Genomic DNA, 15,572 nt, shown 5'->3' on the forward strand with positions numbered 1-15,572 from the left:
GGGGAAGACCGCCGTTTTTTTGAAATGGCTCTGATAGCCCATGCAGGAGCAGCGAATGGATAACCTGCAAGACCACGAAATGCCGTCGATACTGTATGCGGTAGGGTTCTCGCCTTGGAAAAGGCGGAGTCTGCGGGCCTTTTTACCAGGAACCCGGCTCCACTTCATAGAACACATCGAAAGCGCGCCTCCGCACAGCAATCTCTTGCTCTGGGGCAATAGCGATATGGGGGGGCAGGACGAGCGCAAGGTCATCCGGGTAGAGGATGGGTTTCTCCGCTCGGTGGGATTGGGGGCAGACCTGATTCCTCCGATTTCCTATGTCTTTGACCATTCCGGGCTATATTACGACGCCCGTCGCCCCTCGGATCTGGAAACTCTGCTGCAACATTTTGAAATGAATTCCGATCTTTTGGCACGGGCGCAGTGGCTTCGAAAGCACATCGTGACCAGGGGTCTCACCAAATATAATGTTGGGGGCATCACCTGGCGTCGACCGCCTCATGCGCGCCATGTCATCCTGGTGCCGGGGCAGGTGGAGAGCGACGCATCCATCCTTCTGGGGTGTGCTTCCATTCGCACCAACATGCAACTCTTGCGGCAGGTGCGTGCGCAGCATCCCGACAGTTATCTGGTGTACAAACCCCACCCCGACGTGGTGGCGCGCTTGCGCCGCCCGGGCGCGGATGAGGGGGAGGCATCCGGTTATTGCGACGAAGTGGTGACGGATGTATCCATGCATGCGTTGCTGGAGGCAGTGGATGCCGTGCACGTGCTGACCTCTTCCACGGGCTTCGAAGCCCTTTTGCGCGCCAAACCGGTGACTTGCCATGGAGTGCCTTTCTACAGTGGTTGGGGGTTGACCGATGACCGCATTCCGGTGGCGCGGCGTCGCCGCCGGCGATCCCTGGATGAACTGGTGGCCGCAGTGCTGATACTCTATCCACGCTATCTGCATCCCCTGACCAAAACCCTGTGCAGACCCGAGGAGGCCATCGCGGGGTTGGGTGCGCTGCGGGAACACGCCCCTGACCGCCGCACCCCCTTGTGGCGAAAAGGGTTTCGCATGGTCCTGCGCCATGTCGTAGGCGTGAGATGAAAAATTTTCTCTTTCTGCAAGGCGTCGCCAGCCCCTTTTTCGCACTGCTCTCCGATCGCTTGCGCGAACGTGGCCGGAACGTGTTCCGGATCAACTTCTGCGCGGGAGATGTGGCCTACTGGTGGCCTCGGCCAGCAGTAGCGTTTCGCGGCAAGGTGGATCAGCTGGGGCCTTTTCTGAACCGGTATCTTGGGGATCATCACATTACCGATATCGTTCTCTTCGGCGACCGCCGGCCTATCCATCAAACCGCAATCGCCCTTGCGCAGGAACGCGGCATCACCGTCCATGTCTTCGAGGAGGGCTATCTACGCCCCTACTGGATCACCATGGAGCGTGGCGGGGTCAATAAGCACTCCCAGCTTCCCAAAGATCCCCACTGGTACCGCCAAGTGGTGGCGCAAGCGCCCTTGGGCCCGGAGGGAAGGGAGTTCCCCGGTAATTTTCGACTGCGCGCGATGCGTGATGTTTTTTATCACGCGGGAGATATCTTCAATCCCATTGCTTTTCGGGGTTATCGGCACCATGCGCCCGTCCATCCCATACGCGAATATTACTGGTATATCCGGCGCTTCCCGCGCATCAAAAAAAGATTGAAGACAGATTTGGCTGCGACTTATGACTTTGTGCGGCAAGGCAAACCCTATTTTCTGTTACCACTTCAACTCTATAGTGACAGCCAGATCACCTGTCATTCCAGCTTTTGCGATATGTATGAGTTTATCACCACGACGTTGACCTCTTTTGCCTCCCATGGGGATCGGGATCTGCATCTGGTGGTAAAAAATCATCCCCTCGATCCCGGCATGCAGGCCTATGAGCCATTCGTTGCGGAGCTCGCCGCCAAACTGGGCATCGCCCGTCGCGTGCACTATTACGATTACGGTGATCTGCTACTGCTGCTGGAGCACAGCAAGGGGGTCGTCACCATCAATAGCACGGTGGGTACCTGGGCCCTCAATTTAGGAAAACCCGTATTGGCGCTGGCCGACCCCGTTTATCATCTGCCAGGTCTGACGAGTGAAATGCCCTTGGATCTGTTCTGGAATGCCCCTGACGCGCCAGACCCGGAGTTATGGAGCGCTTTCAGGCGCGTGCTCATCCATACCACACAAATCAATGGCGGATTTTATTGCCGTGCCGGAATGGACCTGGCTCTGGATACTGCAGTGGATCGCCTGGAACTTGTTCAGTCCCCACTAGAGGAACTCTTATGCCGCATCGACATCCCAAAAGCATCCTTATCACCGGCGCAACCAGCGCCATCGGCTCCGCCCTCGCCCTGGCCTACGCCACACCCGGTATAACCCTTCATTTGCACGGCCGGAATACGCAAAAACTAGAAGCCGTTGCGGGCCAGTGCCGGGACCGTGGCGCCCGAGTCACGCAATGTTCCTTTGACATTCGCGATAGCGGCATCCTGAGAGACTGGGTGTCCGATAGCGGAATGACGGATCCGCTGGATGTGGTCATCTCCAATGCCGGCATGAATACCAATATCGGCCGCAACGGAGATGGCGAGCGCTGGGAGGACAGCGCGGCACTCATGGACATCAACCTGCGCGCCACGATGGTGTTGGTGGATGCCGCACTGCCGGCCATGCGCCAGAGGGGACAGGGGCAGATTGCCTTGTTGAGCTCTTTGGCGGGTTACTTTGGGTTGCCGGTCACGCCCAGTTATTGTGCCTCGAAGGCAGCTATCAAGGCCTATGGAGAGGCACTACGGGGCTGGCTTGCCCCGCAGGGAGTTGCCGTGAATGTCATCATGCCCGGCTACGTGGATTCCGCCATGTGTCGTGCCATGCCAGGGCCAAAACCCTTTTTATGGACGCCGGAACGCGCCGCGCGTCTCATCAAGCGGCAGTTGGCCGCCAATCGGGGGCGCATCAGCTTTCCTTTTCCCCTGAACTTTGGCACATGGTGGCTCGCCGTGCTGCCGGAAGCGATCTCCCAACGCATCGTCCGCGGGATGGGCTATCATGGATGAGCGGCAGCTTTTATGGCTTGCTTTGCCCCTGCTCCTTGGCTACATACTGTCCTATGCCCTGGAGTGGATCCTCCGGCCTCGCATACGGGTTTTTTGGCGGCGCCCATTTTTTACCCATGTGCTGCAAGGGGGCATTTATTTGGCGCTCTATGGGCTCATCCTGGCCATAGTGGAAAGGCCATGGTTCGCGCTCACGATTACCACGGCCTTGCTTTTTCTGGTGGTTATGGTCAACAACGCCAAATACGAATCGTTGCGTGAACCCTTTACCTATCAGGACTTCGACTACTTTACCGATGCCATCCGGCACCCGCGTTTATACCTGCCCTTTCTGGGCCTTACCCGGGGCATCGCCGCAATCTTGGTCTTTGCCCTTGCGCTTTATGTTGGTTTTACCTTTGAGCACCCTCTGCCCGAAAGCTTGGGCTGGATGGATTTCGGGGAGTATGTGGGCGCACTTTTCCTGCTTGCGGCAGCATTGATTTTTTGGGGGGGCAGGAGAAAACAGACGCTGAGCTATGATCCGATGGTGGACATGAATGCGCTTGGCTTCTATGGCAGCATCTGGTTCTATGCCAAGGAAGAACATGGTCCCTGTCATATCAGCACCCCCTTCGCAGATCTACGGGTACCAACAATCGATCCGCCCACGCTACCCAATATCGTTGTCGTGCAGAGTGAATCGTTCTTTCGTGCCGATCGTTTTTATGATCAGGTCCGCCAGGATCTCTTCCCAGGATTCGCGCAGATCGAGCGGGAGGCCATTTGGGCCGGGAAGGTGCAGGTGCCTGCATGGGGCGCCAACACAGTGCGTACGGAGTTTGGTTTTCTGTCGGGATTGGCCGAATCGGATATCGGCGTTCACCGCTTTAACCCTTACCGAAAGCTCGCCCTACGCGGCTTTACGTCCCTGGCAAGCCATCTGCAAGATTTGGGTTATGAAACCATCTGCGTTCATCCATATCCGGCAAGCTTCTATAACCGCCACAATATCTATCCACAGATCGGATTCAGCCGATTTATCGATATTCGTGAGTTTTCACCTGGCGATAAGGATGGCCAATATACAGGCGATATCGCGATCGCCAATAAAGTCCGGGATATTATTTCGTCGGTGATAGAAAAACCACTATTCATCTTTTGCATAACCATGGAGAATCACGGCCCCTTGCATCTGGAGTCGCCACGTGACGGTGATGAGGACCTGTTCTACGCCACGGGCATCCCCGATTCGTGCCGGGATCTCACGGTCTATATGCGCCATCTGATGAACGCCGACCACATGGCCGGGATGATCCGGGATACCTTGGGCCGTGGACCGCGCGGCGGGATATTTGCCTGGTACGGCGATCATGTCCCCATCATGCCGTCTGTGTACCGGCAAATGGGCACCCCGGAAAGTCTCACGGATGGCTTCATCTGGCGCACGCAGGCAAGTGCGGATACCTGTTCCATTGCGCGTTCTGCCCGGATCACCTCTATGGGGGTAGAGTGTCTGGGGGCTGAAATCATTCGTCTGTTACCTTCCGGGCGGGTGGCGGATCCGGAAATTCGAGCATCAGCGACCGCCGCCGAGATTCCGTAGAATCCGCCGAACGGGCGTGGGCAAACCTTGCTTCAGGGCGTCTGCGGGGCGATACCAGCGCAGAGTGGCGCCCGAATCCGCAACAGCGCCACCCAAAACGCGCGCATGCGCACAGCGAAAACGTAACTGGAAGTGGGTAAAAACATGTCGCTGTTCTTCCCCCAGCGCCGTCAACCGGAGATCCAGCCGCAAACGGCGCGACCATGCCTCCTGCAAAGATTGTCGTATGGCGGGGGTGTCTTCCAGCGGAGAAGGGGGTTCGTTGCAAAGGATGGAAAGTTCGCCGCTGTCGGGCGTCGCCTGCGGTAGGCACCAGAGGCCGCCCCAGATACCGGAATCCGGCCGTTTTTCCAGCAATATCCGTCCTTCCATATCCGCGGCCAAGAGAAAAAAGGCACGGCGCTGTGGTTTTGTAGGCCTGTGAACCGTCACGGGCAGGGCATGACTGCGTCCTTGGGCATGGGCCTTGCAGCGGCTGGCCAAAGGGCAATCCGGGCAGCGCGGCTGGCGGGGGGTGCAGATCATGGCACCAAGGTCTTGAATGGCCTGATTGTAGCCATGGGCATCCTCAGGAGTAAGGGCGCTGGCCAGTGTCCAGAGCCACTGCTGAGTCGCAGCGGCCTTCGGATCCGCATCTATGGCATGGCTACGGATGAGCACGCGCCGGGCATTGGCGTCGAGGATCGCCTGTCTGTGCCCAAAGGCGCTGGCCAGCACCGCCGCTGCGGTGCTACGCCCCACTCCCGGCAGGGTGATGGCCTTTTCCAGTGTGTCGGGAAAGTGGCCGGCAAAGCCGGTCATCACCGTCTGTGCGGCGCGCTGGGCGTTGCGGGCACGGGCGTAATAACCGAGCCCGCTCCACAGGGCGAGCACCCGATCCTGGGGTGCCGCTGCCAGTGCCTGCCAGTTCGGCAAGGCCTGCAGAAAGCGGACGTAATACGGCTTGGCGCTTTCCACCTGGGTTTGCTGGAGCATGATTTCTGCGAGCCAGAGACGATAGGGATCGCGGGTCTGCCGCCATGGCAGATCATGGCGGCCGTGGCGGGTGTACCAGGCCAGCAGGGGTTCCGCGATAGGGATCACGGCTGCGCCGCCGAGGCGGCACTGCGGATGACCAGATTTTGGGCGCGGAACTTTCCCCAGCGCAGTTGGGCGATGCGGACTTCGCCCGTTACCGGCCACTGTTGCGGCAACGCCGGCAAGATCACTGCCTTGCCCGGCCGGGGAGCGGGCAGGTAATGACCCAGATCGAGTTGCGCCACGCTCAGGTGGACCTGAATCGCCAGCGGTTTCCAGGTCCCGGATATTTTGCCCTTCCAGGCGCTGTTGTCCAGATCACCCTGAGCGACGGTCCACTGAAAGTGGGGGCTGTCCAGCCGGATGGCGCCGGTCGACGTCAATCGCTGCAACGCACCGGGATCGGTCAACTTCGGCAGGGACAGCCCGCAGCGCGCGGCTATCCGGGGCAAGTGTCGGATGGCCACCTGATAGGCCAGGTGGCCCTGCAACTTCTTCCAGTTGAGGGCCACCGCGCGGATCTGGAGCGACAGGTCATTCCCCACGGTCAGTGCGCCTTGCTGCATCGCGAGCCGGCCTTGCGCCATATTCAGATGCAACGCCTGCACATCCAGCCGCGCACTGCCTTGCTTCTGCTCCTGCCAGCGGGCGCGCATCGTCGGCAGGACCAGCTCGCCGGAGACGCTTTGGAGTGTCGGAATGCCCACCTGTAACAGCGCTGGATCACGGGCTGTACCCACCAGCAAAGAAATGCGGCGCGCCTGCAACGTCGGTGCGGACGTCATCCCCGCCGCAAAATGCCAGCGTCCCGTTTTATCCCGCCAGTGCCAGTCACCGACCAAACGGCTGGGTCCGTCTGCCAACACCTGGCCATGCACAGCGGTCAAAGACAGTGTATGTCCCGCCACACCGGACCAGCGTAGTGTGCCATCGCGCACCACCACCCTTCCCGGCAGGGAGAGTGCCGCACCGCTCGCGTTGGCGGCGCCGGTCCAAGGCGCGTTCAATACGGGTGTATCCAACTCGATCCGCTGCAGCTGCACCCGCCCGTGCAGGAGGGCACGCCAGGGCAACGCAACGGTGATCCGGCTTGCGCTGAACAGGGGGAGATCCGTCGGGCCAAGGCGCAGGCCCGGCAACACGATCCGCAGTTCCTGCTTTCCCCAATGCCATCCAGGATTGGCGGCAAGATACACCGGTTGCCGCAGGCGCCCCGCCAAAAACTCCTCGACAGCGTAGCGCGGACCACCCGCGAACCAGAAAAACACCCCACCCAGGACGACGAGCATCAGCAGAATGAAAACCGCCGCCATCCTCCGATGCAAGGTCGGCCTAGCTATGTCTGACCCCCATCGACACCGGCCATTCCCCGGAAAGCGCGCGTGCGGCCAGGGCTTCGGCATCCGCGATGGTCGTCTGTCGGATCACCTCCTTGACCTCGGGAATGGCACCGGGATACATGCTGAATTCACGCAAGCCCAAGCCCAGCAGCAACACCGTAAAGGCCGGGTTTGCCGCCATTTCACCACACATCGCTACGGGGATACCCCGGGCGTGACCGGCGGCAATGGTGTACTGAATCATCGCCAGCACCCCAGCGTGCAGCGGGTCGAAAAGATCGTTGACGTCGTCATCGCCGCGATCCACTGCCAACGCGTACTGAATCAGATCATTGGTGCCGATGGAAAAAAAATCGGCCTGCCCGGCAAAATAGTGCGCAGCCATCGCCACAGCCGGCACTTCCACCATGATACCCAGCGGCATCTCCTCGTCACAGGCGTGCCCTTCGGTGCGCAATTCGGCCTGCAACTCGCTGACCAGCGCCCGGGTCTGCAGCAATTGTCCCATGCTGCTGAGCATGGGGAGCATGAGCCGCACCGGTCCCAGTGCCGAGGCGCGAAGAATGGCGCGCAGATGCGGACGGAACCATTCCGGGCGCCGCAGACAAAACCGCAGTCCGCGCAAGCCCAGAGCCGGATTGAGCGCGGCGTGGACTCCTGCATCATCACTGCGCAGCCCCTTGTCGGCACCGATGTCGAGAGAGCGGATGGTCACCGGCGCACCCCCCATCTGTTCGACTACCCGGGCAAAGGCAAGGAACTGCTCCTCCTCATCCGGAATGTCCGGACGATTCATGAAGAGAAACTCGCTGCGGTAAAGGCCCACACCATCCGCATTGATGCGCCGCACCATATCCGTATCATCCGGTAACTCGATATTGGCGCGCAGATGGATGAACACCCCGTCTGCGGTTATGGCGGGCAGATCGCGCTGCTCCTCCAGCAGCCGCCGGCGCCGCTGCCGCTGTTCCTGCAAAGCCTGATACTGCCGTAAAATCAGGGCGTCCGGCGCAACCAGCAGGATACCCTGATCGCCATCGACGATCACCACGTCGCCGCTACGCAGCAGGCGCGTCGCCGAGTGCATACCCACCACGGCCGGCAGGCCAAGACTGCGGGCAAGAATGGCGGAATGGGAGTTTGCGGCGCCGAAGTCGGTTACCCAGGCAAGCACCTTGTCTTTCTTCATCAAGACCGTATCGGCGGGCGTCAGATCTTCCGCGATGATGATCTGCCCCTCGGCGCTCTGCAGGGTGGGTGTCTTTACGCCGATCAGATAGCGTAACACCCGGTTGGTTACCTGAATGATATCCTCCCGCTTGGCACGCAGATAAGGATCTTCCATACGGTCAAAAATCTCCAGCAGCCGCTCTCGCTCCAACTGGATAGCCCAGGCGGCGTTGCGATGTTCATCACGGATGGAGCGCAGGGGTCGTTCGCGCAGGGCGGGATCGTCCAGCATCAGAAGATGCGCATCGATAAAAAGGCGGGTGTCCTGCGGGGCGTCAGCCGGGATGGCGTCGCGTACGGCCAACAACTCGTCCCGGGCGCTGCTCAGGGCGGCGCGGAGGCGCAGCACTTCCGGCTCTATGGCCTCAGGCGGCAACAGGTGCTCGGGAATATCGAGGGTGGTGGGCTCGAGCACCAGCGCCGTACCGATGGCGATGCCTCCGGAGGCACCAACTCCCGCCAGTTCAAAGCTCATGATTCTTCACCAAAACGATCCGCCGCGAGGGCAAGCAGGGCATCGGCACAGGCCTGTTCTCCCTCACCATCGGTTTCCAAGGTCAGAATGGTCCCCTGTGCCGCGGCAAGGGTCATCAGCCCCATGATGCTCTTACCATTGACTCTCTGGCCATCCCGCTCCAGCCAGACCGCACAGGGACAACGTGCCGAGAGGCTGACGAATTTAGCCGACGGTCGCGCATGCAGACCGAGCCGATTGATAATAGGATAGTCTACACGCAGTGTCACAGGCCCCCCGCCTTGCTTCCCTCGGTGAATGAAAATAAAGCGGCCACGCTGAAAGCATAGCGCGCGACGCCAGCCCGGACCACAAGGCGGTTGCCGCAGATGGACACTCAGCCCTCCCGCAATTCTGGTGTATTCCGGCGCGCGAGGATATCGACGACACCGCGGACCCCACCCTCCAGGGCGCCCTGGCGCGCTGCCGCCAATCCTTCACTGCGCCGCGACAAGGCACGCAGAAGCATGGCGAGATTCAGGCCGCTCACCGCCGCCACCCGATCTTCCGGGAGAATGGCTGGAATGAGGTTGGCGGGAGTGGCTCCGTAAAGATCATTCAAGATCAGCATGGCATCGCCCTCGGGCATTTTCTCCAGCAAGCTCCACAAGCGCCGCCGACCTTCCTCAGGCGGCTGATCAGGCAGAATTTCCAGCACTTCCAGCGCCGGCGGCATGGTCCCGAAAATATGCCGGAGCGCGGTTGCAAAGGCCTGACCCATACCGGCATGGGTCAGGAGCACGATGGTAATCATGTCAGCGTCTCCGTAATGCCCAGTTCCCGATGCTGGATCAGGACGCGCTGCCCTTCTCCGGCCAGCAGGCGGGCCAATGCCTCCACCATATATACGCTGCGGTGCTGTCCCCCGGTACAACCCAGAGAAACCGTCACATAGTTACGGTGCTCCTGTGCAAAAGGCGCCAGCCACGTCTGCAGGAACGTGCGCAGGGAGACGAAGGAACGGGCCACTTCGGGAGATTTTTCCAGGAAATCCCGCACCGGCGCGTCACGACCGGTCAGGGCCCGGAGTTCGGGATCGTAATGTGGATTGGGCAGCGCGCGCAGATCAAAAACAAAATCGGAATCCAGGGGAAGGCCTTTCTTGAAGGCAAAAGACTGCAGCAGCAAAACCAGCCCGCTGTAATGGCGTGACGCCAGACTCCATGCCTGCACCCGCAAACGCAACTGGTGGGTGTTGATCTGGGAGGTATCGAGGCGCTTATCCGCCACATCGGCAAGGGGTTGGACCATCTCGCGTTCACGCCGCAACACCGTGAGCAGCGATTCGCCCAAGGCTGCCGCGAGGTCATCGGTGAGAGGATGACGACGGCGGGTTTCACTGAAACGGCGCAGCAACGTACCCTCATCCGCTTCCAGGAAAAGGATGCGCGGGCACAGAGCGTAACGCTGGCGCAGATCGGCCAATGCTTGTGGCAGAGCCGCGAGAAACTCGCGGTTACGCACGTCGATACTCACCGCTGCGAGCATGGAACTGGCGTCCCGCCGCGCCAGTTGGGCTCCGAAATCCACCAGCAAGGTGGCCGGCAGATTATCGACGCAATAATAGCCCTGATCCTCCAGGGCCTGCAGAACCGTGGATTTTCCAGAGCCGGACAGGCCGCTGACAATGATAAAGTCCCGCTCCGCCATCATTCTTCTCCGACATTCTGCAGTACCTGCGCCTCGAAGTCCGCCAGCATATCGCCGCCGGACTCCTTCACGTACTGGCTGCGTGCTGCCGCTTCCACCAGCACCGCCAGATTGCGCACCGCAGAAACCGGCAGGCACAAACGCGGCAACCGAATTCCAAGAATATCCAGGTGATCCACCTTACCCTGCAGCCGATCGATATTCGCCATTTCCGTATCGCTCATATCCCGGATTTCGACAACCAGCCGAATCCGTTTGGAGCGCACAATGGCGGCGGCACCGAAGAATTCACGAATATTGACAATGCCCAAACCGCGCACTTCCAGGAAATTCTGCAGCGCCGCCGGACAGTGCCCCGTCAGGATATTCGGGGCTTCTCGGATACAAAGCACGCTATCGTCGGCCACCAGGCGATGGCCACGGCTCACCAGCTCCAGCGCCAACTCGCTCTTGCCAATTCCCACCTCGCCCTGCAAGAGCAGTCCGACCCCGAGCACATCGACCAGCACTCCGTGCACCTGCTGGCGGGCCGCCAGCTCCCGATGCAGGTAGTGTTGCACCCGTGCCAGCACCCCCTTGGCGGCCGCGGGCGTCGTCATCGCCGCGATATGGCGGGCGTTCAGATCGCCATAAAAATGCTCATCCAGCGTCTGGCCCTCACAAATAATGAGCAGACGCAAATTGGGGGACAAAAACTGCTCCATAGCCTGCGGATGGGCGCGCAGATAGGCCAGCTCGCAATCCCCGGCGATCTGTACCGGGTACGGTCGGATAAAATTGAAAAACCCGACCAGTGCCGCCCCACCCGCATCGCCTTCCGCCAGCAGATCGCCGCCGAGGTAATTCTCTTCACCCGGTTGACACAGACATTGCCATTGCAGTTCGCCGCGCAGATCCTCAAAGAGCCGACGCAGGCTGATTTGTCGTTCCATATCTCCGCCTTACCTGGCACTCACGGCTGCCCGTAGTCTGATTGGTGGTACCAATTACGCAGGATTGGTCAACAAGCGAAAAAACTCTGCGGAATTCCGGGCTTTCAGCAGCCCTTCGCGCACGTCGTCCACGGCGAGGCGGGCGGCCAGCGCGGAAAGTGTCTCCAGATGTGCGGTCGCGGCCGCTTTGGGCACCACCACTGCGATAAAAAGATGCACGATGACCCCGTCCGGCGCCGAGAACGGGATACCCTGCGCCGTGCGCAACGCGGCGATGGCTGTCTGCTGCACGCCCTCTAGACGTGCATGGGGCAAAGCCACGCCGTGCCCGATACCGGTTGAACCCTGCGCCTCGCGGTTCTGCAGGGCCTCGGCAATCGTTTCGGCCGATAACCCGGTAGACCCTGCCAGGATTCCCGCCAGCGTCCGCAGCACATCACCGGCATCAGCCACGGGCGGATCCATACAAATATTTGCCGGAGCAAGAGGCAGAGTCGTCATGACGGCTCAGTCGGCTTCAACAATGGCCGCCAAACCGGCGGGTTGGTCATTACGTCGATCCTGCAGTTTTTCCTTGTAACTGCGCACCTGCGCCTCCAGCTTGTCGGCCACCAGATCTATGCCCGTGTACATATCGGCATCATGCACCTCCGCATGGAAGACGTGCCCCGGAGCATTGACCGTAATGTCCACGACGTTGCTCAGTTTTTCGTGGGGGAGGTGCTTTAGCACCACCTGAGCGTTGCTGACGTGATCGAAGTAACGGCCAAGGCGCCCGATCTTTTCATCGGCATAGTTTTTGATGGAATCCGTCAAATCCAGGTGCTGCCCGGTAATGGTAATCTGCATGGCGTTCTCCTATCCAGGTGATGATGCGCACCCGCGTCCCACGGTGCGCCCCGGCTTCAGTGTAACGCCAACGGCGCCAGCAAAAAACCCTGGCCCCACGCCCTCACAAACGACGGCGCTGGCTCGCCGGTGGGACATTGGCCGCTTCGCGGTACTTGGCCACCGTTCGCCGCGCGATCTGAATGCCCTGATCGGCCAGCACCCGGGCAATTTCCGCGTCGCTGAGGGGGTGTTGTGCGTCTTCCGCCTGCGTCATCTTGATGAGCAACGCGCGAATGGCAGTGGCCGACGCAGAGCCCCCGCTGTCGGTACCGACATGACTGGAAAAAAAATATTTGAACTCGTAGAGGCCGCGGGGTGTGATCATGTATTTCTGGTTGGTGACCCGCGACACCGTAGACTCATGCATTTCCACTGCATCGGCGATGTGACGCAGAACCATGGGCCGCATGGATTCGGGCCCGTTGGCAAAAAAATCCTTCTGCCGTTCGACAATGGCGCGCGCCACCTTCAATATGGTGTCTTGGCGGCTTTGCAGGCTTTTGATAAACCAGCGCGCTTCATTAAGCTGATCCTGGATGTATTTATGCGCCGCGTCTTTCCCGCCCGCCATGTCGGCATAGTGACGATTGATGCGTAATTTGGGCATGGCCTCGGGATTCAGATCGGTGCGCAGGCGGCTGCCGGCCCAGCGCACGATCACATCGGGGATCACATACTCGGTGCTCTCGGTGCCCACATCTTCACCGGGCTTGGGATTCAGTGCGGAAATCAGCGCCATCGCCGCACGCAATGCCGCTTCATCCACGCCCAGCACCGTGCACAGACGCGGGTAATCATGACGGCCCAAGGCTTGCAGATGGTCCTTCACAATCCGCTGGGCCAGCAACACGTGCGCGTCATCTTTTTCCACCATCTGCTTCAGCTGCAGCAGGAGGCACTCGCTGAGATTGCGCGCGCCAACACCCGGCGGGTCGAAGTCCTGCACACGGAGCAGCACGGCCAGCAGCGCATCCTCCTGCACATTCATTGTGGCGGCGAGGTCTTCCAGGCTGTCTGCGAGATAACCACGCTCATCAATGGCGTCGATGATCAACTCCGCCATGTTGCGTTCGTCAGCAGTGAAGTGCGTCATGTCGGCCTGCCAGCGGAGGTAGTCCTGCAGGCTCTGGGTGCGGCTGTTGCGCGATTCAAAATCCGGCAGATCCTCGTCGGAACCATTACCGGAGCCCGAGGTTCCCATGTCGAAGATGTCGTCCCACTGGCTGTCTACCGGCAACTCGTCGGGCAGGATATTCTCAGCCGCCAGATCCAACTGGCGCTCTTCGGAAGGAAGTTCCACGGTCTCCGGGATCGGCCCGCCACCGCCTTCGTCTCCGGTTTCTTCATCAAGCAGCGGGTTGCTCTCCAGCATACCTTGAACCTCTTGCTGCAGATCGACCGTAGACAACTGCAGCAGACGAATCGCCTGTTGCAGTTGCGGCGTCATGGCCAGATGCTGGCCGAGCTTGAGTTCTAAGCCTTGTTTCATAATATCCCAAAATCAGATTTGAAACTGATCTCCCAGGTAAACCTGCCGCACCATGGGATCATCAACGATTTCCTGCGGGCTGCCCGCCGTCAGCACTTTACCATCATGCAGTATATAGGCGCGCTCGCAAATGCCTAACGTCTCGCGCACGTTATGATCGGTTATCAGAACCCCGATGCCGCGCGCGCGCAGGTCCCGGATCAGGCGTTGAATTTCCAGCACGGAAATAGGATCGATACCAGCGAATGGCTCATCGAGCAGGATAAAACGCGGACTCATGGCCAGCGCCCGCGCAATTTCCACACGCCGCCGCTCACCACCGGAAAGGCTGTGTCCTTTGGTGTCACGCAATGCATGAAGATGTAACTCACTGAGCAGTTGTTCCTGACGCTCCTGCCGCTCGACGGGGCTCAGGGGCAAAGTTTCCAGCACCGCAAGGACGTTATCGGCGGCGCTCATCTGGCGGAAAACGGAAGGTTCCTGAGGGAGATAACCCAGACCCATACGGGCGCGTTCATGCATGGGCAGCGCGGTAATATCGCGCTGCTGCAAAAAAATATGACCGCGATCGGGACGCACCAGCCCGACCATCATGTAAAAGGTCGTGGTCTTGCCTGCCCCGTTGGGGCCGAGCAGCCCTACCACTTCGCCAGTGGCCACCTGCACCGAGACATCGCGCACCACGACGCGCCGCCGGTACGACTTGAACAGCGATTGCGCCTGGAGCAGTTCGCTCATGGCCTCCCACCGCCAGCGGAGCGGCCCGCCGCAGCGGGATAAAAGATCGATTGCACACGCTTACCGGGTGCCGCGGTGACGGCGGTTTGCTGAGTCTGCAGGAAATAAGTGACCTGCTGCCCACTGATCTCGTTCTTTTTCTGCCAGAGATGGGCGTTACCCGTGAGCACGATCTCGCCCTTGCCAGGCTTGTAGACCAGGGTGTCGCCATAGCCGTGGCGCTGCGCTGCGGACATGGTGAAGGTGACCGGGCTCCCCACCGCCGTAGCCTGATGCACCTTGCCGGCAATCGCGTCGACGGTGAGCTTATCGGCATGTACGACCACATCGCCCTGGGTCATGACCACGTTCCCGGTATAGACGGCCTGCTGCTGGGGTTTATTTTCTCCATGCAGCGCATCGGCACTGATCTGAATCGGGCCCTTGCCCAGTCCCTGCTCCGCAATAGGTGCGGCCAGGGCACTGGCCGAAAGGACTGCGAGCAGAAACGGCCAGTAGCGCTGGAATGAAAGTCGCTTAAGGAATATACGCACCGCGTACCTCATGCAAGATGTCCACCTCTTGGGTTTTTACCGAAGCCCGGAGCCCCACCCCGGTCATCCAGTCCCGCCCCCGCTCCAGGCGGACCGGCTCCGGCGACGTAATGATGCCCGTCTGCGGATCATAGTACACCCTTTCGGTGAGCAGTCGGGTGTCTGGTTGCAAGGTGCCAACCACATTCCCCCATAAGGTAATCCGCTGGCTGCGATCATCGACCAGACCCTGGTCGGCACGCAGATGCGTCTGCTGTCCGGGTTTGAACCGCTCGACGGCAACCTGGCTGAGCACGGTCTGATCGACGCCCGGCACATGATAGGCCGCCTGGGCAGTGGCCAGCAAATCCAGGTTTCCGGCCGCCGTGTACTGGCGCATCACCACATCTTCGGCGGCCTGGTCTCCCTTATGGATTTGTCCATGCCAGTCGATCTGCGGCAGGGATATGGGATGCTGCGGCCAGGACCACCACACCAGCGCCGTGAGAACCAGCAGCAGCAGAGAGATGCCCAGCCCCGGGGTACGGAGTCGCGGCATCACCTTGCGCGGCATGGCGTGGCCTCCGG

At 60.2% G+C, this 15,572-nt stretch carries 17 protein-coding genes; 4 read left to right on the forward strand and 13 right to left on the reverse strand.

The window, feature by feature from the left end:
• The first annotated feature begins 55 nt into the window (after positions 1 to 55).
• From AFE_RS13795 to AFE_RS13810, 4 genes are read left to right on the forward strand one after another with little or no spacing between them, the layout of a single operon-like run.
• A complete protein-coding gene (locus AFE_RS13795; protein ID WP_012537541.1) occupies positions 56 to 1,099 on the forward strand; it encodes a capsular polysaccharide export protein, LipB/KpsS family in 1,044 nt (347 codons plus the stop codon).
• Positions 1,096 to 2,406, forward strand: coding sequence for a capsule biosynthesis protein (locus AFE_RS13800; protein WP_012537542.1), 1,311 nt, complete (start codon positions 1,096 to 1,098; stop codon positions 2,404 to 2,406). Before AFE_RS13795 ends, AFE_RS13800 begins: the two co-directional genes overlap by 4 nt.
• A complete protein-coding gene (locus tag AFE_RS13805; RefSeq protein WP_012607606.1) occupies positions 2,313 to 3,086 on the forward strand; it encodes an SDR family NAD(P)-dependent oxidoreductase in 774 nt (257 codons plus the stop codon). The genes AFE_RS13800 and AFE_RS13805 overlap by 94 nt, the downstream gene beginning before the upstream one ends.
• A complete protein-coding gene (locus tag AFE_RS13810; protein WP_009563016.1) occupies positions 3,079 to 4,671 on the forward strand; it encodes an LTA synthase family protein in 1,593 nt (530 codons plus the stop codon). Before AFE_RS13805 ends, AFE_RS13810 begins: the two co-directional genes overlap by 8 nt.
• On the opposite strand, the gene mutY is transcribed toward AFE_RS13810, so the two are convergent.
• The 13 genes from mutY to lptC form a co-directional block, all read right to left on the reverse strand.
• Positions 4,645 to 5,754: an A/G-specific adenine glycosylase gene (gene mutY, locus AFE_RS13815; protein ID WP_012537544.1), complete on the reverse strand. Its 1,110-nt coding sequence runs from the start codon at positions 5,752 to 5,754 to the stop codon at positions 4,645 to 4,647. The two genes, AFE_RS13810 and mutY, sit on opposite strands and share 27 nt — an antisense overlap.
• Positions 5,751 to 7,001, reverse strand: coding sequence for an AsmA family protein (locus AFE_RS13820; protein WP_012537545.1), 1,251 nt, complete (start codon positions 6,999 to 7,001; stop codon positions 5,751 to 5,753). The genes mutY and AFE_RS13820 overlap by 4 nt, the downstream gene beginning before the upstream one ends.
• A 19-nt stretch (positions 7,002 to 7,020) precedes the next feature.
• Positions 7,021 to 8,733, reverse strand: coding sequence for a phosphoenolpyruvate--protein phosphotransferase (ptsP, locus tag AFE_RS13825; RefSeq protein WP_012537546.1), 1,713 nt, complete (start codon positions 8,731 to 8,733; stop codon positions 7,021 to 7,023).
• A complete protein-coding gene (locus tag AFE_RS13830) occupies positions 8,730 to 9,002 on the reverse strand; it encodes an HPr family phosphocarrier protein (protein WP_012537547.1) in 273 nt (90 codons plus the stop codon). Before AFE_RS13830 ends, ptsP begins: the two co-directional genes overlap by 4 nt.
• A 107-nt stretch (positions 9,003 to 9,109) precedes the next feature.
• Complete coding sequence (locus AFE_RS13835; RefSeq protein WP_012537549.1) at positions 9,110 to 9,526, reverse strand: PTS sugar transporter subunit IIA; 417 nt, start codon at positions 9,524 to 9,526, stop codon at positions 9,110 to 9,112.
• Positions 9,523 to 10,422, reverse strand: a complete 900-nt coding sequence (rapZ, locus tag AFE_RS13840) for an RNase adapter RapZ (RefSeq protein WP_012537550.1) — start codon at positions 10,420 to 10,422, stop codon at positions 9,523 to 9,525. The genes AFE_RS13835 and rapZ overlap by 4 nt, the downstream gene beginning before the upstream one ends.
• Positions 10,422 to 11,354 carry an HPr(Ser) kinase/phosphatase gene (hprK, locus tag AFE_RS13845; protein ID WP_009561157.1) on the reverse strand — a complete coding sequence of 311 codons (933 nt, stop codon included), beginning with the start codon at positions 11,352 to 11,354 and terminating at the stop codon, positions 10,422 to 10,424. Before hprK ends, rapZ begins: the two co-directional genes overlap by 1 nt.
• Positions 11,355 to 11,408: 54 nt before the next feature.
• Complete coding sequence (locus AFE_RS13850; protein ID WP_012537551.1) at positions 11,409 to 11,855, reverse strand: PTS sugar transporter subunit IIA; 447 nt, start codon at positions 11,853 to 11,855, stop codon at positions 11,409 to 11,411.
• A gap of 6 nt (positions 11,856 to 11,861) precedes the next feature.
• Entirely contained in the window at positions 11,862 to 12,203 is a 342-nt protein-coding gene (hpf, locus tag AFE_RS13855) for a ribosome hibernation-promoting factor, HPF/YfiA family (RefSeq protein ID WP_009561155.1), read from the reverse strand.
• Between the two features lie 103 nt (positions 12,204 to 12,306).
• Positions 12,307 to 13,734 carry an RNA polymerase factor sigma-54 gene (locus tag AFE_RS13860; protein WP_012537552.1) on the reverse strand — a complete coding sequence of 476 codons (1,428 nt, stop codon included), beginning with the start codon at positions 13,732 to 13,734 and terminating at the stop codon, positions 12,307 to 12,309.
• Between the two features lie 12 nt (positions 13,735 to 13,746).
• Entirely contained in the window at positions 13,747 to 14,472 is a 726-nt protein-coding gene (gene lptB / locus AFE_RS13865) for an LPS export ABC transporter ATP-binding protein (protein WP_012537553.1), read from the reverse strand.
• Positions 14,469 to 15,005: a lipopolysaccharide transport periplasmic protein LptA gene (gene lptA / locus AFE_RS13870; RefSeq protein WP_009560683.1), complete on the reverse strand. Its 537-nt coding sequence runs from the start codon at positions 15,003 to 15,005 to the stop codon at positions 14,469 to 14,471. The genes lptB and lptA overlap by 4 nt, the downstream gene beginning before the upstream one ends.
• Complete coding sequence (gene lptC, locus AFE_RS13875; protein ID WP_009560684.1) at positions 14,989 to 15,558, reverse strand: LPS export ABC transporter periplasmic protein LptC; 570 nt, start codon at positions 15,556 to 15,558, stop codon at positions 14,989 to 14,991. The genes lptA and lptC overlap by 17 nt, the downstream gene beginning before the upstream one ends.
• Positions 15,559 to 15,572: the final 14 nt, after the last annotated feature.

Source organism: Acidithiobacillus ferrooxidans ATCC 23270 (assembly GCF_000021485.1).
GTDB classification, from domain to species: domain Bacteria; phylum Pseudomonadota; class Gammaproteobacteria; order Acidithiobacillales; family Acidithiobacillaceae; genus Acidithiobacillus; species Acidithiobacillus ferrooxidans.

Coding starts and splice junctions, on each gene's coding strand:
- AFE_RS13835 (WP_012537549.1), bottom strand. CDS start 9,526: ATGATTACCATCGTGCTCCTGACCCATGCCGGTATGGGTCAGGCCTTT.
- AFE_RS13860 (WP_012537552.1), bottom strand. CDS start 13,734: ATGAAACAAGGCTTAGAACTCAAGCTCGGCCAGCATCTGGCCATGACG.
- rapZ (WP_012537550.1), bottom strand. CDS start 10,422: ATGGCGGAGCGGGACTTTATCATTGTCAGCGGCCTGTCCGGCTCTGGA.
- ptsP (WP_012537546.1), bottom strand. CDS start 8,733: ATGAGCTTTGAACTGGCGGGAGTTGGTGCCTCCGGAGGCATCGCCATC.
- AFE_RS13810 (WP_009563016.1), top strand. CDS start 3,079: ATGGATGAGCGGCAGCTTTTATGGCTTGCTTTGCCCCTGCTCCTTGGC.
- hpf (WP_009561155.1), bottom strand. CDS start 12,203: ATGCAGATTACCATTACCGGGCAGCACCTGGATTTGACGGATTCCATC.
- AFE_RS13795 (WP_012537541.1), top strand. CDS start 56: ATGGATAACCTGCAAGACCACGAAATGCCGTCGATACTGTATGCGGTA.
- AFE_RS13800 (WP_012537542.1), top strand. CDS start 1,096: ATGAAAAATTTTCTCTTTCTGCAAGGCGTCGCCAGCCCCTTTTTCGCA.
- AFE_RS13805 (WP_012607606.1), top strand. CDS start 2,313: ATGCCGCATCGACATCCCAAAAGCATCCTTATCACCGGCGCAACCAGC.
- lptB (WP_012537553.1), bottom strand. CDS start 14,472: ATGAGCGAACTGCTCCAGGCGCAATCGCTGTTCAAGTCGTACCGGCGG.
- AFE_RS13820 (WP_012537545.1), bottom strand. CDS start 7,001: ATGGCGGCGGTTTTCATTCTGCTGATGCTCGTCGTCCTGGGTGGGGTG.
- AFE_RS13850 (WP_012537551.1), bottom strand. CDS start 11,855: ATGACGACTCTGCCTCTTGCTCCGGCAAATATTTGTATGGATCCGCCC.
- lptC (WP_009560684.1), bottom strand. CDS start 15,558: ATGCCGCGCAAGGTGATGCCGCGACTCCGTACCCCGGGGCTGGGCATC.
- hprK (WP_009561157.1), bottom strand. CDS start 11,354: ATGGAACGACAAATCAGCCTGCGTCGGCTCTTTGAGGATCTGCGCGGC.